Here is a 22,370-nt window from a genome sequence, read left to right as displayed (position 1 = left end):
TACATAATCTTAGGTAAATCCTACTTTAAGGCATCCAAACCGATAGAAAGCCGTAATCCCGTATGTCTGATACGGAGCATTTCTATCCCGGTAGTGTCGGGTAGGGAACGGAAAGTTGTTTTACGAAGGCCGGCTCCCAACTTGATCTCTTGTATGCGGTTTGTTATATCGTCCACACGATAATATCCTTGGAAGCCGGGCAGGAACAATTTATAAACAATATCTGTTTGTGGTTTTGTACAGCTATAAACGACTGCTTTATTTTCAGGCTGTACGTTTAAACCGAAGAGGACCGAGAAATCACGATAAAACAGGTCGAGTATCTTCTTTTTATTCAATGGTTCGATACAATGATGTACTACTAAACCGCCCCTTCCGATTTCCAAATCGAAAAGGCTCAATCCGAAATGGGTGCTGAAAAGCGTACGGAAGGTTCCCTGATCCGTTTCCTTGACCAATAACAGTCCGCTGAAATGCTTCCGCATGAAATCGATCGTCATATTGTATTTACACAACCCGGCAGAAGCATCCACCATAGGAAGAAGTTGTTCTTTTCCTATCAGTAATGTTTCCCCTTTCCGGCAGTCCCGTGTGATGGACGGAGCGCACGAACAGCAGATCAGTAAAAGACAAAGACTAACGGATAACAAACTTTTCATCACCGGTCAGTGTATTATATTTCTGATTTGTAAAGTGATATTCGGTATAATCTTTTGCATTCTCCGACAGGCGCAGCGTTTGTACAGCCATATTTTTCTTATCTATCGAGATAACGATCTCCGAGATATAAGCCTGTACACTTTTAGAAACCGGACGTATCTTAACCACATAAAGAGAAGGCGACTCATAATATTCCAACTTATACGCCGATGTCATGCTACTCAAATCGCCAACCATACAGGCAGCCAGCATCCCTTTCATTTCATTCATCATCTGGTTGGAACCCAGGTTGACGACATTGCTTTTCCCTTCGGATACGATCTTTAGCTTTTGGCCATTGATAATAATCTGATAATCGACCGGTAAGGTATAATCCATCCGGATCATATTCTCCTGTTTATAATAGAAACGCCCCTTCGAGAAAACCTTCTCATTAAAAACATCCAGAAACTTCTCCTGTGTAAAATCACTTTCAATAGAAGAGAGCGAAGCCGCTTCCTTCTTCAGCCGCTCCTGGAACTCAGCTGTCGAAACCAATGGTTTCAGATCCTTTTGAGCCGCCATTGGCAAATAAAAGGCCAGAAGCAACAACAGGCATATATATTTATTCATTATCATACTCTTTTTCAAACGGACGAGGTAAATAAAACATTGTATCGAGAGGAATGACCTCATAATCGATTGTCTTTAAATATTCCAGTAAACGAGCCACCAGAGAGGCACAGCCGGGCAGGCGATCATGCAACAAGATAACGGCCCCCGGTTCGATCTGCCTGATGATACGGCGAAACACCCTATCTTCAGACTCTCTCCGCGTATCAAAAGAACGAATGCTCCATCCGATTATTGTATATCCCAGTTCATCCGTCACGCGGGCGATAGTAGGATTCGTTACCCCAAAAGGAGGACGGAAAGCTGATAACGGGTCTGCATACGTGTACAAGGCATCTTCACCTTTCAAGATTTCATCATACATCTTCTTGAATGAAAGAAACGGGAACGTCCAGGAGTGTTTGTGAGTATGGTTTCCGATATAATACCCTTCCTTTACCATACGCTTGAAGAGTTCCTGGTTTTCCAATACTTTTTCCCCTACACAAAAAAAGGCGGCCGGTGCCTGATACTTCTTCAGAACATCCAACACCTGCGGCGTATGTTTCGGGTCAGGGCCGTCGTCGAAGGTGAGGCAGACCACACGTTTATCGGTTTCTCCCTTGCACAAGGCTTTCACATATACTCCCGAACGAATGCTGTAAGAGGCATAAAACAGAAAACCTCCGACACAAACCAATACGACTATCAATAGCAGCCATCCCATATATTACCCTTTCTTTATTAATAAAAACGAATGATTGTCCAGGAAGGAATTATACAACAAAACGGAGCCGGGAGAACCGGCCTCCTGCATCCGGGTACAGGCATACCACAGAGCAAACGACATGGCTGTCGGGAACTCTCCGCAGTAACGTTTATACTCATCCGGCAAGACCACAGAGGCATCCATAGCCCCATTCCGAAGCAGAAAAGCTTCCATACGCTTACCGATCTCTTCCTGCGTGAAAGAGCCGCTGAACAACTCTATATCCCGAAGCTCCGCCATACATTCCGACGATGGATTTCCCGACAACAGAAAGAAAGCCGCCCCTTCGCCCGGCTTTGCCTTCTTCCAAAAACCCAGACGGCCGAGAATGGCCTCCAAGGCCGGTGTCATTTCATCGACAGCTCCGACCAGCACAGACGAAGCTTCCCCTTCCTGCAAAAGTAAAGCCGCATCCAACAAAGCACTTTCCAAAGAAAAGGCACGATGTACGTAAGTCGTATTATAACTATGATTTCCGGTAAGCAGAGCGATCTGTGCCCCGATCGTATTAAAGGTAGACTGGATAAATGCCGTGGGAGTAAGCAGTTCCTCGTTATGCTCCAATATCGTATTCATAAACTTCTCCGTATCGGCCAGGCATCCCAGCCCTGTGGCGGTCAGGATCGCATCCACAGGAACAGCCGTTTCCCCGATACATTGCAATCCGGTTGCCACCCCCATACGAACCATACGACTCATACGGCGGCGAAGGGTTGCATTGGGGATCAGGAGTTTGTAGTCAGGTTCCCTGAGCTGGCAACCATCGGTTGTCCGTTCAAAAGAGGCTGCTGTTTTTTCTATATAAACCGGCTTTGTAAACATAGTCTATCGATCGAATTGCTGGAAAAGCAGGGAAGCATTGTTCCCTCCGAAACCAAAGGAGTTAGATAATACAGAGCGAAGAGTCAATCCTTCCTGATAACGGGTAACAGGGATCAATCCTGTTTCCTCTACCGGAGCGGAGAAATTCAGGTTCGGATAGAGAATACCGTGTTTCAGGGAAAGCACACTGAATACAGCTTCAATCCCACCGGCAGCGCCCAACGTATGGCCGGTAAAGGCTTTCGTAGAACTGAACGGCGGTATCCGGCCTTCGAAAAGGCAGAGAATAGCCCGGCTTTCAGAAGCATCATTATTCAGGGTCCCTGTTCCGTGGGCATTGATATAGTCTACCTCCTCCGGTCGCACCCCCGCTTTATCCAGGGCACCTTTCATGGCAAGGAAAGCACCGGTGCCTTCATCGGAAGAAGCCGTCTGGTGAAAAGCATCGTTGACATTCGCATAGCCGGACAACAGGCAATAGGGAGGATTGGCAAGAGTTGCTTCCGATTGAAGTACCAGGTAACCGGCACCTTCCCCCAGATTCAACCCGGCACGCGAGCTATCGAAAGGGCGGCAAGGCTCCTTGTCCAGGATCATCAGGGAGGCAAAGCCATTTAAGGTGAACTTACACAAGGCATCCGTCCCGCCGGCAATCACCACATCGAGCATTCCCTGCCGGATCATCCGGGCTCCGAGCATAATTGCGTTGGCGGCAGACGAACAGGCCGTACTGACCGTTGTCCGGAACCCGGTAATTCCCAGGAAAGAGGCGATCCGTTCCGTACTGTCGCCGGCATCGTGCGAGGCGACATATCTTAACCGTCCATGTGTCGGATTGGCGCGGAAAGAAGGATAAAAAGACTCCGTCAAGTCCATTCCCCCGGTAGAGGAGGAAGAGATCAGGCCGATACGTAATGAGTTATGCGGATCGGACAAGTCCAGCCCGGAGTCGGCCAAAGCCTCGAAGGCCGCCGTCATCCCCAGTAAAGCGGTACGCGATAATTCGGCGGATGCCGGAATACCGAGTGCCTGCTTCAATTCCTCATTCGTCCGCTTTACTTCGGATACAGGTTCTTTATGCGAGGTAGGAAAGAGCGTAACAGGTCCCAGCCCATTCCGCCCGTCGCGGAAAGCACAAAGATGTTCCTCCACATTCATGCCGATACCCGACACGCAACCGATACCTGTGACGCCTATTCTCATTTCGTGCGGTTGGCAGTGATATAGTCAGCCAACGTTTTTACAGAGTAGAAGATAGATTTCCCCTCCCCCGGATTCGCTATACGAATACCATAGTTACGTTCGAGTATCAGCATGATTTCGAGGGCATCGATCGAGTCGAGCCCCAATCCTTCATCCCCGAAAAGAGGCGCTTCGTTTTCGATCTCCGCCGGGGTTATGTCTTCCAGGTTCAGCGATTCGATCAGCGATTCTTTCAATTCCTGCATTAATTGTTCCATATTGTCTGTTCTATATTATTATTCGTTTGAAATTATTTTTGTTCCAGCCAGTCGAAACGGGCTTCATACGTTTCGCCCAGCAGTTCGCACCAACCGGTCAGGCAGGCGCGCAGCCGCCTCTTTTGCATCACCAGCCGGGCATATTCCCTGATAAAGGACTCCGGGTAGCGGTCGTTGATAAAGAAGGTATTCTCCCCCTGTATCTTATACCGGATGCAAAGTTCGCCCATCACCACATTCGGCAAGGTGTAGACAAACACGGCCGGGCTGGCTTCCCGATCGCCCATCGTGTCGATAAGACGCTGATGCTTCCGGTCCGTATCCAGCGAAGACGAGGCGTTCCCCAACACGATCCCGACTTCTCCCGGAGCATAACCGGTAGTTCCCCCGTTCTTTGCGAAAAGACAGGCTGCCGCTATATATCCGAGTTTACAAAGATCGTCCATCTTATAAAACTTACGGTCATCCAGCGATAAAAAGGTATAGGCTGCGCGGATAAATGTTGCAAAAGGGAGGGACGGGTCGGCAGCGAAAAGGATTTCTCCGTCGAGAAGTATCTTTCCGTGAGCGATCGACACCTGCCGGCAGGAAAAAGAAGCCGTCCGGCGGGCGGAAAGGTTCTTTTCTACGCTGGGAAGCTCGCCGGCGGGCGGAAAGGTCATTTGACCATCGGGACAAGCTTTCCCACGGGCGGAAAGGTCCTTTTCTTCACAGGGAAGCTTTCCGAAGGAGGGAAAAGTTTCTTTTTCTTCGGGAGAAGCTTTCCGACCGACGGCGAGCTTGTTTTCTTCACAGCCGAGCTTTCCGCCCGGCGGAAAGGCCAAAACGATAGCAGCATTACAGCCGCCGAAGCCGGAAGCGGTCTTGACACAATGTTGCATCCCGATCGTCCGGTGCGCAGCACTTACCGACAAAGGAAAAGGAACACCGCAGGTTTCAAACCCCAACGTCGCGAATACTTCTCCGCTGCGAAGCTGCTCCATACAGGCGATCGTTTCGATGATGCCGGAAGCCCCGAGCGTATGTCCCCAGTACGGCTTCAGACTGTTGAGCGGCAGATGATCCAACCCGGCCAAATGAAGCGCTTTCGACTCCATCTCGTCATTATACAAGGTAGCCGTCCCGTGCGCATTGACGAACGAAATGGCATCCGGCCCTAAACCGGCCTCATCCATTGCCTGGCTGATCGCATAATACAAGCCATCACCGGTACGCGAAGGCCCCGAGATATGATTGGCATCATTCGTTATCGCCCCTCCACGGATAATCACGGGGCGATATTCTTTCACCCGGTGCGGGTCGGAGGTTATGAGCAGAGAACCGCAGGCTTCCCCTAGCGACAGGCCGTCGCGTATTTCGTCGTAGGGCCTGCATATCTCCGGGCTGACTGATTTAAAAGATTGAAAGCCGGTGACAACGAAGCGGGTCAACAGATCCCCCCCTGCCACCAGTATATGTTTATAGGCGCCTGCCTCTATCAGCCGCGAAGCGACTACCAGTGCCGAAACACCGGAAATGCAGGCATTGGAAATGACAATCGGTTCGTGTGTGAAATGGAAATAAGCGGCTACCCGTTCGGCCATGCCGTAAAGCGAAGGATCGGGACTATCCGTCGGCAGCCCGGTATCCGGGGCGAAGGCCAAAGCGTCGATATTGCCTTTTGTAGTCGACAGGATAAGTCCGCACGCAGGATCGGAAGGATCGATACCGCTTTGACGGATCGTGTCCGACAAAGAGAGGATGAATAATTGCTCCATCCGGGTGTACCCGTCCAGCTTCTGTGCCGAAGCGGCTTCTTTTAAACGGGTATCGTCAATACATGCAGCCAGGAAAGGAGTGTCGAAAAGAGCAGTGTTTTCTACCCGTTTGATACCCGAGTGGTACCCGCGGATATGGGAGAAATTCTCTTCCCTGCCGAAGCCCAGCGAACTGATGATGGAGCCGGCCGTTATATAGCTGTTTACCGGATCTTCCATTTCTCTTTCCACTTTTTATAGAAGTCCGGATTATTCAGTTCCAGTAATCCTGTCGCTTTGTTTACGAAGACCTGGATGCTGGAACCCGTAGCCACCACAGTCTCGTCGCTTTCCCGAAAGATCACGTATTCAAAAAGTATCTTAGCCGCATCCGTCCGGATATAGCGCGTTTCCACAATCGCAGACTCGCCGTACTTGAGGAATTGCTTGTATTGTACGTCCAGTTCGACGATCGGCACTACATAACCGGCATCCCGTATATCCGTATAACCGATACCGTACTGTCGCCCGAAAGCCTCCCGTCCGTCTTCCATATAACGGACGTACTCCCCGTGCCAGACAACCTCCATCGAGTCTACTTCGCTGAATCTGACCCGCAAGGTCGTGCGGTTGGTAAGGGCAGCCTCTTGTAGTTTTCTCCGTTTCATGCGTCTTTCTTCAAAAATATTTTAAGCTGACCTTCGGCGACCGGATTTCCGTTCACCTGCACGGTGGCCGAGATCAGCGTGATATCGAATATCTCCTGTTCTACCCGGATCGTGGTCCGCAACTCATCCCCGACCTGCGGCAACGTCCGATAGTTCATCTTATCGACCGAGCCGATAAAACCGACCGGCACCTCTTCGCCGGCATTCTTATACAGATAACCCACCCGCACGGCTGCCGATTGGGCGATATGTTCCGTAATGCCGCATTCATCGAGCCGTCCGTCCTGACAGAACAGGTTGGAGGCTTCCACCTTCAGCCCGGTATACGAACCGGTCTCGTCCATACCGAAGAAACGGTCTACCATCACGATCGGCGGACGTTGCGGGATCAGTTCCAACAGCTCGTCGCCGGCCAACAGAGGGGTATCGAATGAGATTGCAGCCATATTCATTTGAGTTTACATTGCATAATACTATGCCCCAGACCGAGCCCGTCGTGCATCCGTTCGATCGTCAGTCCGGCTTTTTCCACCAGGCGGGCCATATCGCCGGAATAATACATCTTGCTGTTGCCATTGGCCATTGCCGTGAAATAAAGGCTGATCTGCGCCAGACAATAAGAGGCCGTCTCGAAACGCTGGCGGTCCCAGAATGTCTCCATGATATACAGGCGGCTGTCGGCGTTCATCGAACCCGCGGCGCGTGTCAGGATACTCAGTACCTGCTCTTCCGAGAAACAGTCGAGGAACTGGCTCATCCAGATCGCATCGAACGGTTTCGGAAAACGGGTCTCCTCATCCAACAAGTTAGCAGCATACCCGTGAATACGGTCCGCCCCTTCGAGCTCCTTTGTCTGCTCCCGCATCATTTCCAGCTGCTGGGGCAGATCCATAATGGTGACCTCCACTTCCGGTGACCAGGCTACACATTGAGTCGCCCAACGCCCGGTATTGCCACCCACATCCAATAACGTACGTACCGACCCGGCGAAAACAATCTCCAACGCCTGCTTAAAGGAGTTGTCGGAATAGAAATGGTCGAAGCCGAACCAGCTCTCCTGCACCTTTTCGGGCAGGCTGGACAAACCTTCGTAGACGGTCGGCCAGTTGCCGAACACTTTCAGGCCTTCGGGCTTGCCGGTAAGCAAGGCCTCTTCCAGGTGGAAAAGTCCCAGATAGTTCACGTCGTGGTTGAAATCCATATTCACCCGTGCCATTTCATCGTTCAACAGGAACCAGCCGGCTTTCCCGAGGAAGAAACGGTCGTCTTTCAACAGGATGGTCCCGATCGTCAGCGACGATTCCAGCAACACCTGCACGGCATAACGCGAAAGGCCTGCCTTTTCTACGATCTCATCCATTGTCAGACCGTTCTGCGCTTCCCGCAGCATGCCGAATATCCCGAATTTAATCATCAGGCGCGACACCTGGAAGACTACCGGGCCAAAAGCGATCTCCTGCGCCAGGCGTTGTGCCTGTACTGCCGAAAAACGATCCTTTGCATATATTTCTTTTTGAGGAGATGATAATTCCATGTTCTCTCTTATTCTATCTCTTATTTCCAGAAGTCATAGTAATTAAACCACTGTTCCGGATATTGTTTTACAACCGATTCCAACGCCGATACATACTGCTTCAGCAATTCCTGCCCCGGCACTTTCCCTTTGACACGCTTCTCCGGCTGTGCCAGTACAAAGTTAAACTTATAGCGCATGCCCTTCTCACGGACAGCGAAATAAAATACGACAGGCACTCCCAGGCGGGAAGCCAACAGGAACGGCCCTGCCGGAAAAGAGGCCTCTTTCCCGAGAAAAGTCGCTGTAAAGACCTGCGAGCCCTCCACATAACGGTCGCCCTGGAAACAAACATATTCTCCTTTACTCAATACATCCCTGATCCGGAATATATGTGTCAGGTTATCTTCATTCACAGGAATGACCTTGTAGTTCTTCCCATTGGTATTCTTTTCCAACAGTTCTTTGATCTTCTGATATTCGGCATCGAACATCACGATATTCATCTTCTTCCCGTATTCATCGAAAAAAGGAGCGCCGATCTCCCAGTTGCCTACATGGGCACCGATCATAACTACTCCTTCGTTTCCGTTCAATACCTCCAGGAAATCCTGATACTGCGTACCGAAATCGAAGGTATATTGTTTGTCCATCCCTGCACCGACTGCCACCTTATCGATCAGGGTTTGCCCCAACCGGTAATAATTGACCAACAGAAAACGGGCGGAACGTAGACGTCCATATCCTAACCGCTGCCGTGCATATCCCCGGATCGCCCGGGTCGCCTTCGGGGCAAACGGGACAAAGTAGACCACAACCAGACAAAGAAACGCATACGCCGCCTTTACTCCCAGTCCTTTTATCAAGAGAATAAAGAAGAGGTACCCGAAAGAACCTCCACGCGTTTTACCTTTCCAGCCTGTATCGTTACTCATTCACACGTGAGTCTATGAAATCGTAAAAGTCCTGGAATGTTTTAATCCCGACAAAATCCTGTGCCTTCAATGTAAACCCGAAGTTATGTTCCACCAGTACGACCATGTCCACCAGGTCGAGACTGTCCAGTTCGAGTGTCTGCATCAACGGGGCATCGGGCTGTATCAGTTCAATATCTATTTCGAACTCTTCCGATAGTTTCTCGTTTATTTTTTGAATTAATTCTGTATTTGCCATTTGTTTGCTTATTGACTACTAAGATTTGAATTTCGTGATTATTAATGTAGAGTTGGTCCCTCCGAAGCCAAACGAGTTGGACAGGAAGGTATCGAATTCGAGTTGCTGAGTCTCCGCCGGGATATTCAGTAAAGCGGAAGCCTCGTCCGGTTCCGTAAAGTTCAGGTTGGGAGCGATAAATCCGTTCTGCATCATCAACATGGAATAGATCACTTCGCTTGCGCCTGCCATCCACATCTCATGTCCGGTCATCGACTTGGTAGAAGCCACATACGGAGCTGCTTCCCCGAAAACTTCCGCAATGGCTTTCGCCTCGTTCAGGTCGCCTAAAGGGGTGGAAGTGGCATGAGCATTCACATACTGTATGTCGCGGGCTGCCATACCTGCGTCTTTTAATGCCATTTCCAATGAACGCCGCGGACCGTCCACGTTCGGGACGGATATATGTTCGCCGTTGGAAGAGAATCCGTATCCTACCACTTCGCCCAGGATATTGGCACCTCTCCGCTTAGCCGACTCGTAACTTTCTATAATAACGGTCGCACCTCCCCCGCTGGGAACCAGGCCATCGCGATCCTTGTCGAACGGACGGGAAGCCTTTTCCGGCTGATCCTCCCTGACAGAGAAAGCGGCCAGTCCGTCGAAACTACCGACGGAATACATATTCACTTCCTGCGCTCCCCCGCATACGATACAATCCTGCATACCCGACCGGATCAGGAAATAGCCCATACCGATCGCATGCGAACCGCTGGCACACGCTCCGGAAATCGTAAAATTAACCCCGCGCAATTTGAAGATAACCGACAGGTTCATGGTGACGGTCGAGTTCATGCTCTGAAAGATAGATCCCGAACCGACCAACGCCGTATTCTTTTTTTCGCGGATGATATCCACCGCATTGATCACAGGAGCCGTACTGCTATCGTTACCGTAAAGGATACCGACCTCATGATTCGACAGATACTCGTCGTCTATCCCGGCCTGTGCTAAAGCTTCCGCAGTAGCCAAATAGGCATATTCGCCCTGTTCGGGAAGGCCGAGACGCTGTCTGCGGTCGAGTACGCCTTTCAGATTCGGCTTATCCAACAGGCCGGTCAATGCCGAACGATAGCCGAACTCTTTCCGTACCGGGTCGAGACCAATACCTGACTGCCCTTTATATAATGATGTTTTTACCTCCTCCTGATTCTTTCCGATGCAGGAGTAAATACCCATCCCTGTTATTACAACTCTATTCATAAATCTTTATATCAGGTATATAACCCACCGTTTATAGAAATCACCTCTCCTGTAATATAAGACGCAGCAGGCGAAACAAGGAAAGCCACCAGGTCGGCCACCTCTTCCGGTTCGCCGAAACGACCGGCGGGAACCAATTTCTTCAATTCGCCTTCATCCAGGTCTCCCGTCATATCCGTACGGATAAAACCCGGGGCCACCGCATTTACCGTGACTTTCTTTTTGGCTACCTCCTGGGCCAGTGCTTTGGTTGCCGCAATAATTCCGCCTTTAGCTGCCGAATAGTTGGTTTGCCCCGGCATTCCTTTGATACCGGACAGGGAAACGATATTGACAATTCGCCCGAAACGTTTCACCAGCATGTCCTTCAATAAAGGCTGCGTAACGTTAAAGAAGCCGGACAAACTGATGTCGAGTACCCGGTGCCACTCTTCGCCGGTCATCCAAAGCAACAAGTTGTCTTTACGGATACCGGCATTGTTGATCAACACTTCGATATAAGCATCCGGATGCTTATCCATCCACCCGCTCAGGGTGGATGCCACCGATTCAGCGTTCGTAACATCGAATTTAAGCAACTCGCCATCCGAACCTTTCTCACGTATCAACTGCAAGGTCTGTTCTGCTTCCGCATCGTTGTTTTGGTAGTTAACCAGAATAACGTATCCCATCTCCGCCAGCTTCAAACTGACGGCACGTCCTATTCCCCGGCTTGCGCCTGTCACTAATGCGTATTTCATACAATTGGTTCTATATTCTTATTCTTCAACCAGTCGACCATTGTCGCTATCTCTTTATATTTAGGCGTATCTTCGGTAAACACAGGGAAGAAGCTACGTATTTCATTGTAAATATCCCGGGTACGGAGCGATAGCTTATCCTGTATCTTCAGGCAATCTACGGCCTGTACGATAGCCATATAATGGATTGCCATCACCTGATAGCCATTTTCGATAACAGTTTTGGCAATCAGGGCCGAGTTTGTCCCCATGCTAACGATATCCTGGTTATCATTATTGTTCGGAATGCTGTGTACATACATCGGATTTGAAAGCGTCTGGCTCTCGGCCGTTGTGGAAGTGGCCGTAAACTGAGAAGCCTGCAAACCGTAGTTCAATCCCAGTACACCCAGGTTGACAAACGGAGGCAAGATACCGTTAATACGATCATGGAAAAGATAATTCAACTGTCGTTCGGTAAGCATCGTCAGTTTCGTAACGGCTATTTTCAGTTTATCCATTTCAAAAGAGATATAGTCGCCATGGAAGTTACCGCCATGATATACATTTTCAGTCTCCGGGTCGACGATCGGATTATCACAGGCCGAATTCAGTTCGTCTACCAACACTTTTTCCGCATTGAGCATTTCGTCCAGGACCGGACCCAGGATCTGCGGAACACAACGCAGTGAGTAATAAGGTTGCACCTTGTGTTCAAAAACCTTTTCGGTATGACGGCAATAGAGTTCGTTTTCCCGTTTACGCACCGAGCTGCTTCCGGCTACCCATTCACGCATGGCACGCGCTATCGTTTGTTGTCCCTGATGTTGCTTCGTTCCATTCAGGGCAGGCGACATAAAATCATCGTATGAAGAAGCGATCTCATTCATCATAACAGAAGCGACCACCGACCAGGCCAGTAATTGCTTTGCATAGATCAGGTTGACCATACCGATACCGGTCATCACCGAAGTCCCGTTCGTAACAGACAATCCTTCGCGGATTTTCATGGTGAACGGCTTCAGCCCATTCTCCTTCATTACCTCCGCCGTATCGCAGCATTTCCCTCGATAGAACACTTCTCCTTCTCCGATCAGGGTCAACGCCATGTGAGCAAGCTGCACAAGGTCGCCACTGGCCCCCACACTACCATGTTCAGGAATGTAAGGGCAAATATCCCTGTTGATAAACTCGACCAACAACTCTACCAATTCCACATGTACACCTGAATACCCCTGTAGGAAAGTCATCAGCCTGGCAATCATTGCCGCCTTGACATACAACGGAGACAACGGGGCACCCGCGCCCGTCGAGTGACTGCGTATGATATTGTATTGTAATTGTTTCAGGGAATCATCCTCAATGCGATACTGAGCCATCGGCCCGAAACCCGTGTTTATACCATAAATGATCTTATCCGCCGAAAAACTTTTCAGAAAAGTATAACTGTGGTTTACTTTTTCCAAGGCTTCTGCGGATAATGTAAGTGTCTTTTGCTGGAACAACAAGGCCCGTACATCATTCAGGGTTAAGTTAGCATCCGGGTTATATAATATATCCTTCAACATATGCATCTTTATATTCTCGTGCAAAAGTAGTTCTTTTGCTCAAGTATACAAAGCTAAGTAGCACTTTAACTTAAAGTTATAAGCATCATATCTGTCATTACAGGCTTTTCCTCAAAAAGATGAAAGTCAAAGATGAATAAATCAATAAGATGTCACCGCACTCCAGCTACCCGACACACTCAGGTTATCCACGCCAAGCAATGGTAAATTGACAGGAACAGAAATCGTAATATTCTTTATCGGAGCCAAAACTAAGTTTAATATACCGCCAAGCAAAGGTATTCCTCCCAGTATGCCATCTATATTTGCAATATTTCCAAGTTTCACATTCAGCGTAAGCGAGTGATTTCCATCTGTTTGTTGTGTATACGACTTAAGACGCAAGTCCAGAAAAGAATAATCGGCTTTATAACGCCTGTTCGTTTCCACATTGGCCGTTACAGGATCTGTAATGTCTATAAAGGCACCATTCAACAAAAGGGGGCCGTCGATAGTATTCTCGATCAGAAAACCGGATATGAGCCCGTCACGTATGGCACTGATGCGCCGCACATCGAAACTTCCATGAAAACCGCGAATAAGAATATCTTTTTCATCATATACTGTTCCACCGGTAAAGTTAAACCTGAAACGATTCACTCCGGAATAATAGTCTATCACATTATTATTCAAGTCTACCGACTTTGGAAAATTATTGATACTCACAATAGCCGTACGTGCAGAGTCTCCCACCCAGGGATTCAACAAGACTCCAAGGCCACTCAATGCACCTTGCTGAGTCGTATTTCCTGTCAACGCCATCCCGATCTGATTTACCAGTTGCTGTAGCAAAATATCATAAAGAGCATTCGTTACAGGGATCAGCAAAGCATCGGCTACAGCATTTACTGTCGCATCAAGAAGCGAAAGGGCCGGGATCTGCTTCAACAAATATCGCAATGAGCCCGGAGCGGTTCCTCCCACTGTGGTTTGTATATAATTCTTATACTGTATTTGTGTGACGATATTATTAACAAGTTGATTCAGGGCTGTCTGTGCATCCACAAAATTACGATGTACCTTAAACATTCCGATGATCCGTTGTAACACAATATACGGATTCGGCGTGGTAGGTGAAAAACTCACCTTCGCCTCATAATATTCCGAAGTATCGGAAAAAGGTCCACTAGGTAATACGATACGGGCATCCGACATCTGCCCTTTGTAATTAAGTAGTACATCTGCCACTCCTTGTCCTCCTCCCGTAACCGGATAGGGGAATAGGTTCTTATCCGTGTTTGCCAAAAAAACAGCCGTATAGACTCCCTTTGGCAAAGTATCTCGTATAGCAGGTAATGGCCAGGTAGTTGTTCCGGAAGTCAGAGGCAGCACCTCTTTTTCCTTTACAAACATCCCCGATTCATTATAAACAAGGTAACGAAGATGACGAACCCGCCCATCCAGGCCACTCACAGGAGTTCGGCTCATACCGCTCTCCGGTGAGAATGTCACTACAAAATATCCCTCCGGGACAACACCCGAACCTCCGTCATCAGGAGTCTCTGTCGGCTTTTCCGTTTCAACAGGCACCAATTCTTCCTTCTCACAGGCTGCAAAAAGCAAAAGCGGAAGCAAACCGACCCAAACAAGAATAAATGTCTTCATCTTCGTTACTCTTTTAATAGTTTTGAATACCATCCCAGGCATTATCGTCCAGATTAATATTATAGGACAAAGTAAAACCCAGGTTGATTTTGTTGTAATCACCATCAATCCGCACCCAATGGTTTGGTGAAAATATAATTCGATTGCCGGAGACTACATTTGGAACATCCGCAATCTTTACCGTATACTGTTCCGTAATACCCGCATAAATCACATCCAGGTACAAAAGGGTTTTACGTGCATCCAAAGTAGGCAACATAAACATGTTGAATGTAACTTTCCCCGATACGGGAGTCAATAATCCCAGCGTCCTTAATCCGGTATCCCCGACAACCTGCCATTGGACAGGAGTACCATCGGCAGCCTTCACTGCTGTTACCAGTTGTTCGGCTCTCAAACGGATAGAAGTCACATAGGCGGGAATATTGGTGATATTCAGCGTTAAACCACTGGAAATCCGGGTTAACGTCCCTTTTATATTATTTATCTGTTCTGGCTTAAATAATCCTCCAACCAAAACAGCCCCATTATACCCATTACCCATACAAGAAAAAAGTTCGGGAACATCCGGAGCATTGATCAATTTCAAATTCACATCAGCCAAAGTTGACGGCCGACCGGTTATTCCCAGATCGAAACGTCTCCCGGAAGCTGTCGGATTAACGAAATCATAATCATTCCGATTATAACCTATCACCATTAACTGGTATGTGGAGCCGGTAGACATCCGGAGCATGGCCGTATTCAAAGGAAATGCATTTATATCAATCTGTTTGGCGGCTGTATAATCCGGTACGAAATTAACCGGATCATTCGCCAAGGATTCGTTCGTCTTTTTAAACGGCAGGATCAATACCCGATTCACGGAAGGGGTAGCGTCTCCCAACGCACGGGTAAGATTGCCCCCTTCTTCCATGATCGACAAAGGAACAGAAACCGTTCCGACTTCCTGATCGAAAGGAATATCATCCGTAGAACACCCTCCCAGCCATAAAGAAGCCAGGAGAGCGGCCCAAAAATAAACATCTGTTGTCCGACGCATAATATTCATACGACATTCAGTTTAAGGAGTCTGCAAAACCAAATCGTGAATAGCAATCCAGTTAGGAGAAATAGTGATCGTGATTGTTTGATCTGTCAGCAAATCGATCGGGTTATCGTCATCATTCGGATCATCCGGATCCCCAACAGTACTGCCCGAAGTCACTTTCCTACCTAATGTATAGAAATGATTGGCCAAAATATCGAAGCTCGTTCCCGTTCCGGGAGAAGAAACCGCCCATGTCCTGAGAGCTGTTCCGCTCGCATCATACAAGCCCAAAGTCATTGTAATAGCATTAACAGGAACCAGATATTTACCACTAAGTTGTGAATTCGCCACTTTGACAACACCAGCACCAGCCGTATTTCCGGTATAAACATCATTTGCCGTTCCTTGTGTAGAAAGGTCGATATCAATGATATTGTACGGAGTGGTTCCTGCTGTCGATCCGGCACCTGTAGAAAGGTTCGTCACTTTGTTGCTGGTCGAAACCGAAAGCCGAAGGTACTTAACTGTAGTTCCGTCTACTGTTGTCGGTACATTCTTGAAATACCCCAGAACACCGGCTATTTTACGGGTCATCTGGATACTGACACGACTACCCTGAGCAATGATCGTGTAAGGGGTAGAACCAGCGAAGATCTCAGTTTCATCACCTGTCGCGGCAATAGTAGCCACCATGTCTTCAAACTTAGTGCTGGAAACAGTAGGCGATGTTATCGTAAACTGATTATCTGCTCCGACCCCTACCGCCAGAAATTTATAATCACCCATAGTCAGCTTGTTCTCTTCCGGAACGGAAAAACGTTTAAAAGTCGTTCCATCCGTCCAGCCTGCGATATTGTATGATTTCTCAAACAAATAATCAGCACCACTGCTCTTAAATGCATACACATTCACCTCCGTAACATGCTGCGTAGCCTCCTGGCTATAAACCGGAGCACGTGTCACCGAGCCACTCTCTATCTCATTCACTGCTGACAGTTCAAAAGTCACTGAACCATTTTCACTCTCTACTGGATCTGCATTGTCTTCATTTGAACATGAGGCAAGCATTAGTAAAGAAATTACTGATAAAAAAACAACACTTTTCATAAGCCGAAAATTATTAAGTAAATAACTAGAAAAAAGAAAATATTATTTGGTGTTTAAGATATCCAACTGATGAACCATAGTCCATTCTTCATTAATATACGTCCATATCTCCAGAGCGCCGGTAATTTTATTATAGTTAGCCTCTATAGCTGTTATATAATTCCGTTTCATAACAAGAAGTATTTCAGGAACAACAAGTTCTTTAGATGCATCCGTAGCCGTGTTGGAAAAGAACCGAAGATGCAATTTCGAACTTCCTCCCGTTACAGAAGGCGCCAGCATAGTCTCAATCAATGGTTTAACAGGCCCTGTTTTGAGAACGGTCGTATTTCCCATATACTTCAGGTAAGGATCTACCGTATCATATAATGAGGTAACTTTTTGTTCTACCTGCGTTATCCCGGATGGAAAATTCGAGCATAACAAAAGTAAATCACCTTTAGCCCTCTCCAACATTAACAAATCAGAAAAAGTTTCAGAAGTAAAAGAGATATTTTTATTGGCAACATACGTATCTGTCAACTCATTACCGTTATTATGCAACATTCCGGTTGTCATTGCCGTTTCCGATTGTATGTTACCCCATACAGTAAGATTATAATCACCCTGAGGTATATTATTGAACTTAATTGTATAAAACTGGTCACCATCACTTAACGCATTATCTAATTTTTCTTCAACAATTTTCCCCGTTTTTATATCGCGTAACTGATAATATATCGTACCTATAAAAGCACGATAAGGTAAGTTTTCATCTTTTTTTACTAGCTGAAAAACACTTTCTATATTTGAATAATTCTTATCCTTTACATATACTTTTACAGTATGTGTTATCACACAATCATCCATATCTTCTTTTATGCAAGACGAGAACAAAAAAAGCATACCAATGGCATGAAGAAAATACACAATTCTTCTCATAACAAAACAAATTTATCTTGTGATTAACTTAATACCTAAAATACCGACCAAAGTCATTTTAAACACCAATAAAGGACAGAGGAAGTATATTTTTTTCGATTTGTATATAGAACAGAAGATGTAAAAGATTTGTTTAAAAACAGAATCTCCTTTTTGGTTAAAAATCAGCCCTTTAAAAGTTAAAGTAATATATATCCGATTTCACATATAATTATAGTGGAAAACCATTAAAAACACCTTGGAAGATAAAGGAAATCAGACAAAGAAATCGAAAGGTAACAAAAAAAGAATAGAGCTTATATAAAATATAAACTCTATTCATCCAATTTTACGACTAACTAAATCTGTTAGTTCCCCATACACTCAAAAAACTTTTCAAACATCTTATTGCTTATAGACTATTACCTCCTTCTTTTTCAAATACTCCATGCAGGTGGTCGCCCCATTGATTTGTCAGATCGAGAACATAAGTATCCGCATCAAAGCCACCTAAATCAATCATAGCATAATCTGTTTCTGAAGCCGAAACTTTCGCTTCGTAAAGAATAATTCCATCTTTCGATATACGTACAACTATATCAGAACGTTGACTGGAACTTTGAATAGATAAGATATCTCCATTAACAAAAGCAGAAATAGGGACTTTTGCAGAAGCAGAACGATGCCCTTCTGTCCACCAGCCACCAAATGTAACTACAGACATTGTCTTTGCAGATAAATCCTGTACTATTAATCCACTAAAAATAAGTACAAAAAATACACATACAATCCATGTAAACATTTTTTTACCCTTTACCATGATTTTAATTATTTAAAATGATTAATACATAGCAAAGATATATGTTTTACAACAAACAAGGAAAGGATCGACGTGGACATCCACAAACCACAAATGGCTATATATAAGACAATTACAGATTGCCATATTCGTAGAATACGGACAAATCATTTTTCAATATTCCCAAAGAAAAGCATCGACTGAAATTTCCCTATCCAAGGGAGTAATCAAATGCTGGCTGATTCGTTCTTTTAAACGTTGTTTCCGTTTAGTTACGGAAGAAGGGGAGATTCCCGTTAATGTAGCTATAACGGAGTTGCCCAAATGCAATTTTATCAGACAACAAATCCGGAGATCACTATCCGTTAATGTGGGGAAGTCTTTCTGCAGGCGATAAGTTAAATCCTCATAGACCATATTCACTAAATCGAAGATTTCATTCCACTTATCATCTGTTATATAACGAGGAGATACTGCCAGGTTATTTAACGTTTCTATCCGTTTAACCAATTCATTACAAAGAAACTTTTCACGGTCATGTAAAACCGTATTTTGAATTGCCAAACACTCATAAGTCTCTATCTCTATTCCTTTTTCTTGTAACTTATAAATGTAATTCTCTATATTCTCCTGTAAAAGCTTATTTTGACCAAGTAGTGATTCATTCTTTTGGCGAATACATTCAATTTCAAAAATCCTATCCTGCAAAGACTCCTGCAATTCCGTATTCTCTTCTATTTGCAGAGATAACGATTTGATCAGATCTTCATTTCTCCTGATATCTACCTCATTCTCACGCAAATGAACCAAATGAGACTGTAACTGCTTTTTCGTTTCCTGAACATCACGTTCTTTACGCAACAATTTACGTTGGTAAACAAATATCAATGAGCCGATTAGTATAAGCAATAAGATCAGAATAGACAAAGCACTTTTTATAAAATGACTTTTCTGAATCAACAATTGATTATTTTCATTTAAAAGCTTTTGCCGGTCATACTTCACCTGTATTTCAGTCACCTTCATACTACGATTTATATTCTCTACCGAATCCATATACATTCGATATAAATCATTATGTGCTATTGCTTCTTTATATTTTCCGAAATCACGATACAAATAGTATAATTCCTGGCTTGCATTTCTTTTGACATATACATTCGTGGTATTCAACGCACTTTCTAAATAATAATAAGCTGAATCAAACTGTCCCATCAACCGATATGTCTCTCCTATACCTAAACGTATCTGAGAAAAATCAAGAGAGCCAGACCTTTCATCTATACCTAACGATTTTACCTGATAATACAAGGATGAATCCAACGCCCCCATTCTGGTATATGCCATTGCTATTTCTGCACAAGCCGAAATTAAAGCCCTTTGACTTCGACATTTTTCAGCAATACCTATAGCTTCTTTATAATAACCCACAGCTTTCTCCATATCTCCACAGATAATAGAAGCACGCCCCAAATAAGAAAAAGAATATGATATAGTACCACTGTCTCCTAATAACAGTGAATAATCATGGGCAAGCTTATAGGCCTCAGTTGTTTGAGTACATAAGTCTCTGTGAAGATATAATGTTCCCAGATGGGAGTTTATCAAACAGAGTAAATTATAATCCTTTGTATTCTTTGCCACATCCCGTGCACGCAAATAGAAAGTAGCGGCCTCCTCCGCCCTATTCATATCAAAGTTTACACGCCCTTCATAATATAATGTAGTAGCCTTCCTTACCGGGTCATCCTGTTTTTCGAAATATTCGAGTGCTATATTTATTAAAGAATCTGATGTATGCTTTATGTAGTTTTTATCACGAGCCTGTGTCGTAAGCAAACACCAGGTAGCATACTCTAATTCATTTTCTGGAGCTGGTATCTCCATTGAATCAAGAATAGCCAGAGCACTGTCCGGATGGCTCTGCATTAATGAATCGGCATGCACCAACTCAGACGGCAACACTTCAAAGCGTTTATTACACATCACAAAGGTTAACAGACAGAGTATAAGGTAAAAAGCGCTTTTCATTCGTTTGTTGTGTGTTATTCAAGGTGGAAAATTAGTAATTTTTCCATTAATTCAGGTACTATTATATAGATTATATCATAGAAGTAGGCTTGATTTCTTGATTCCCAAACTCACGTTCCCGAGTTTTCTCATCCGGAATAAGGTAAGTAACCTGTATATACACTTCCTTTCCTTGCTTTAAAGCGACAAAACCAATCTCTTGGTTATCTTTCTGACCCACATAATAATTTTTACCCACTCGGCGTTGGCTGGTGAGCACTTTAATAATGCCTTTACCAATAGATTTTATCAACCATAACTCATAAACAATAGCAAATATTGTCACATATAAGTTATGTTTAAATGATCTCTTCAAATTTTTTTTCTTATCTGGCTCAATCTTTGTGGCGTTACACCGATGTAAGATGCTAAATATTTTAGTGGTATATTTTTAGGTTGTCCCTGCCTCAGGGAGAAATACGAGTTTGCGAATTCACCCGGGAAGGAAAACCAAAATGTTATTTCCTTATCAGGATCTCCTTCGGCTTCTTTTGTCCAATAGCGTAGAATACCACTTTCGATAAAATATAGATACTTTTCAAAATCACCTATCTGAATAGCAAATTCATTTTTTTTTATTTCCTGACGCTCAAAATGGTCACAAAAAAATTGTTGTTCCTCTGATGTTAATCGTACCCCTCTATTTATAGAGTCTATTACATTGATCGATTGTTCTATTAATAATGCGATGTTCGATGTTTCCATGATATTTTAGTTAAATATCCCAATTGGTCACTTACCAAAAGGAGATGGGTTAATTGTAACAAAGGTATCGCATTATCTTATACACTATTTGTATTCATTTCAACATAATAACAAATAGTATAGTACCGATACGTCTTTTGGAGAATTCGGAACTATCTGGCGAGAACATTACAAATCGAACGATAATTGGAACTATTGCTTTGAAGAACGTGGTTCCGGGCTGGAAGACTGGAGTCTGATGAATCGGATCAATCAGATTATAAAACAGTAAAACAAGGAACATATTGTCATTCGCTAAAGAGACAGCGGAAAGATGCATCGACTGGCAGAATATCTTCAATTCTATCGACAAACAAATAAAGTATTGTACAAATATTCCATAATTATCCCTACGTGGGGAACAATTCCCTACATTGTGTTGTATATTTGTCTTTATCCTTTTTGGTTGCCGATAATTATCGACAGGCCTGCTTACAATTGTCGACAAGCTTGTTCATAATCATCAACAGGCTTGCCCACAATTATCGACAAGAAATTATGTCGGCAGGAAACCAGAGTGACATCACATTGTTTTTACAGACACATTAGTATAAAACAAGAATAAGAATGGGAATAAAATTCAAAGTGCATGAGACTCCGCAGCCGAAGAGCCGGCAAGGGAAGAAATTAAGTCATGCACGGGCAGTATCCGACGGTACAGCGAAAATGGACTATCTATGCAAAATGATCTGCTCCCGGTCTACAATCTCCTCGGCAGACGTAAAAGCGGTGCTCGACTCTTTTGCATGGGCCATCACCCTATGCCTGGAAAGCGGTCAGCATGTGGAACTGGAGGAACTGGGATATTTCTCACCTTCACTCCGTACCCAGCCGTCTGCCGACGGAAAGAGAATGACGGTTATGGTGGACGGAGTAAATTTCCGTTGCTCGGAAAAGCTGAAAGAAGGATTAAAAAATGCAGAACTCGAACATGTTAAGACTCCGGCTAAACTGACACTCGACGAACGGGAAAAGAAGATGTTGGACTTCCTGCAACGAAACAAGCGGATTTCAACACTCGATTATGCTGAATTGAATGGTTGTTCGCGTTATCGTGCCGTTGCCGACATAAAACGATTTGTCGAGAAAGGTGTTCTTTCCAAAATAGGAGGCGGAACGCATGTCATGTATGTATTACCGATTAATAATGAATAA

24 protein-coding genes and 1 pseudogene are annotated in these 22,370 nt (G+C 45.2%); 2 read left to right on the top strand and 23 right to left on the bottom strand.

The window, feature by feature from the left end; all coding sequences use genetic code 11:
- Window positions 1-20: 20 nt before the first annotated feature.
- From M1P97_RS09600 to M1P97_RS09490, 23 genes are all read right to left on the bottom strand, one after another.
- Window positions 21-659 (bottom strand): hypothetical protein, encoded by a 639-nt coding sequence (locus M1P97_RS09600; protein ID WP_249388950.1) that lies wholly within the window; start codon window positions 657-659, stop codon window positions 21-23.
- On the bottom strand, window positions 637-1,272 hold the full coding sequence (locus M1P97_RS09595; RefSeq protein ID WP_249388949.1) for an outer membrane lipoprotein carrier protein LolA: 636 nt from the start codon (window positions 1,270-1,272) through the stop codon (window positions 637-639). Before M1P97_RS09595 ends, M1P97_RS09600 begins: the two co-directional genes overlap by 23 nt.
- A complete protein-coding gene (locus tag M1P97_RS09590) occupies window positions 1,265-1,978 on the bottom strand; it encodes a polysaccharide deacetylase family protein (RefSeq protein ID WP_249388948.1) in 714 nt (237 codons plus the stop codon). Before M1P97_RS09590 ends, M1P97_RS09595 begins: the two co-directional genes overlap by 8 nt.
- 3 nt (window positions 1,979-1,981) lie before the next feature.
- Window positions 1,982-2,842 (bottom strand): beta-ketoacyl synthase chain length factor, encoded by an 861-nt coding sequence (locus tag M1P97_RS09585; protein WP_249388947.1) that lies wholly within the window; start codon window positions 2,840-2,842, stop codon window positions 1,982-1,984.
- A 3-nt stretch (window positions 2,843-2,845) separates the two neighbouring features.
- A complete protein-coding gene (locus M1P97_RS09580) occupies window positions 2,846-4,045 on the bottom strand; it encodes a beta-ketoacyl-[acyl-carrier-protein] synthase family protein (RefSeq protein WP_249388946.1) in 1,200 nt (399 codons plus the stop codon).
- Complete coding sequence (locus M1P97_RS09575) at window positions 4,042-4,302, bottom strand: phosphopantetheine-binding protein (RefSeq protein ID WP_195370413.1); 261 nt, start codon at window positions 4,300-4,302, stop codon at window positions 4,042-4,044. Before M1P97_RS09575 ends, M1P97_RS09580 begins: the two co-directional genes overlap by 4 nt.
- A 32-nt stretch (window positions 4,303-4,334) precedes the next feature.
- Entirely contained in the window at window positions 4,335-6,278 is a 1,944-nt protein-coding gene (locus tag M1P97_RS09570) for a beta-ketoacyl synthase N-terminal-like domain-containing protein (protein ID WP_249388945.1), read from the bottom strand.
- Window positions 6,263-6,706: an acyl-CoA thioesterase gene (locus M1P97_RS09565; RefSeq protein ID WP_195370414.1), complete on the bottom strand. Its 444-nt coding sequence runs from the start codon at window positions 6,704-6,706 to the stop codon at window positions 6,263-6,265. Before M1P97_RS09565 ends, M1P97_RS09570 begins: the two co-directional genes overlap by 16 nt.
- Window positions 6,703-7,152 carry a hydroxymyristoyl-ACP dehydratase gene (locus tag M1P97_RS09560; RefSeq protein WP_195370415.1) on the bottom strand — a complete coding sequence of 150 codons (450 nt, stop codon included), beginning with the start codon at window positions 7,150-7,152 and terminating at the stop codon, window positions 6,703-6,705. Before M1P97_RS09560 ends, M1P97_RS09565 begins: the two co-directional genes overlap by 4 nt.
- A 2-nt stretch (window positions 7,153-7,154) precedes the next feature.
- A complete protein-coding gene (locus M1P97_RS09555; protein ID WP_249388944.1) occupies window positions 7,155-8,240 on the bottom strand; it encodes a methyltransferase in 1,086 nt (361 codons plus the stop codon).
- A 20-nt stretch (window positions 8,241-8,260) separates the two neighbouring features.
- Window positions 8,261-9,154 (bottom strand): LpxL/LpxP family acyltransferase, encoded by an 894-nt coding sequence (locus M1P97_RS09550; RefSeq protein WP_249388943.1) that lies wholly within the window; start codon window positions 9,152-9,154, stop codon window positions 8,261-8,263.
- A complete protein-coding gene (locus tag M1P97_RS09545; RefSeq protein ID WP_075559539.1) occupies window positions 9,147-9,392 on the bottom strand; it encodes an acyl carrier protein in 246 nt (81 codons plus the stop codon). Before M1P97_RS09545 ends, M1P97_RS09550 begins: the two co-directional genes overlap by 8 nt.
- An 18-nt stretch (window positions 9,393-9,410) precedes the next feature.
- A complete protein-coding gene (locus tag M1P97_RS09540) occupies window positions 9,411-10,634 on the bottom strand; it encodes a beta-ketoacyl-[acyl-carrier-protein] synthase family protein (protein ID WP_249388942.1) in 1,224 nt (407 codons plus the stop codon).
- Window positions 10,635-10,645: 11 nt separating this feature from the next.
- Entirely contained in the window at window positions 10,646-11,374 is a 729-nt protein-coding gene (gene fabG, locus M1P97_RS09535; protein ID WP_249388941.1) for a 3-oxoacyl-ACP reductase FabG, read from the bottom strand.
- Complete coding sequence (locus M1P97_RS09530) at window positions 11,371-12,921, bottom strand: HAL/PAL/TAL family ammonia-lyase (RefSeq protein WP_249388940.1); 1,551 nt, start codon at window positions 12,919-12,921, stop codon at window positions 11,371-11,373. The genes fabG and M1P97_RS09530 overlap by 4 nt, the downstream gene beginning before the upstream one ends.
- A 141-nt stretch (window positions 12,922-13,062) precedes the next feature.
- Entirely contained in the window at window positions 13,063-14,565 is a 1,503-nt protein-coding gene (locus tag M1P97_RS09525; protein ID WP_249388939.1) for a FimB/Mfa2 family fimbrial subunit, read from the bottom strand.
- A 13-nt stretch (window positions 14,566-14,578) separates the two neighbouring features.
- Window positions 14,579-15,616, bottom strand: a complete 1,038-nt coding sequence (locus M1P97_RS09520) for a hypothetical protein (protein ID WP_195370422.1) — start codon at window positions 15,614-15,616, stop codon at window positions 14,579-14,581.
- Window positions 15,617-15,628: 12 nt separating this feature from the next.
- The gene (locus M1P97_RS09515; RefSeq protein WP_195370423.1) at window positions 15,629-16,702 is read right to left on the bottom strand and encodes a FimB/Mfa2 family fimbrial subunit; all 1,074 of its coding nucleotides are present in this window, start codon (window positions 16,700-16,702) and stop codon (window positions 15,629-15,631) included.
- Window positions 16,703-16,744: 42 nt separating this feature from the next.
- Entirely contained in the window at window positions 16,745-17,623 is an 879-nt protein-coding gene (locus tag M1P97_RS09510; protein ID WP_195370424.1) for a FimB/Mfa2 family fimbrial subunit, read from the bottom strand.
- 391 nt (window positions 17,624-18,014) lie between these two features.
- The gene (locus M1P97_RS09505; RefSeq protein WP_249388938.1) at window positions 18,015-18,422 is read right to left on the bottom strand and encodes a DUF3244 domain-containing protein; all 408 of its coding nucleotides are present in this window, start codon (window positions 18,420-18,422) and stop codon (window positions 18,015-18,017) included.
- Window positions 18,423-18,575: 153 nt separating this feature from the next.
- Window positions 18,576-20,432 (bottom strand): coiled-coil domain-containing family 149 protein, encoded by a 1,857-nt coding sequence (locus M1P97_RS09500; protein ID WP_249388937.1) that lies wholly within the window; start codon window positions 20,430-20,432, stop codon window positions 18,576-18,578.
- A 70-nt stretch (window positions 20,433-20,502) separates the two neighbouring features.
- Entirely contained in the window at window positions 20,503-20,757 is a 255-nt protein-coding gene (locus M1P97_RS09495) for a hypothetical protein (protein ID WP_249388936.1), read from the bottom strand.
- 26 nt (window positions 20,758-20,783) lie between these two features.
- Entirely contained in the window at window positions 20,784-21,176 is a 393-nt protein-coding gene (locus M1P97_RS09490) for a Crp/Fnr family transcriptional regulator (protein ID WP_195370427.1), read from the bottom strand.
- A gap of 142 nt (window positions 21,177-21,318) precedes the next feature.
- On the opposite strand from M1P97_RS09490, the pseudogene M1P97_RS26270 reads away from it, so the two are divergent.
- Window positions 21,319-21,447: pseudogene (locus M1P97_RS26270) on the top strand (DUF3863 domain-containing protein); the annotation flags it as partial.
- Between the two features lie 335 nt (window positions 21,448-21,782).
- Window positions 21,783-22,370, top strand: a complete 588-nt coding sequence (locus tag M1P97_RS09485; protein WP_195370428.1) for an HU family DNA-binding protein — start codon at window positions 21,783-21,785, stop codon at window positions 22,368-22,370.

Source organism: Parabacteroides leei (genome assembly GCF_023369805.1).
GTDB lineage: Bacteria > Bacteroidota > Bacteroidia > Bacteroidales > Tannerellaceae > Parabacteroides > Parabacteroides leei.
This window is presented reverse-complemented; position numbering and strand designations above follow the sequence as displayed.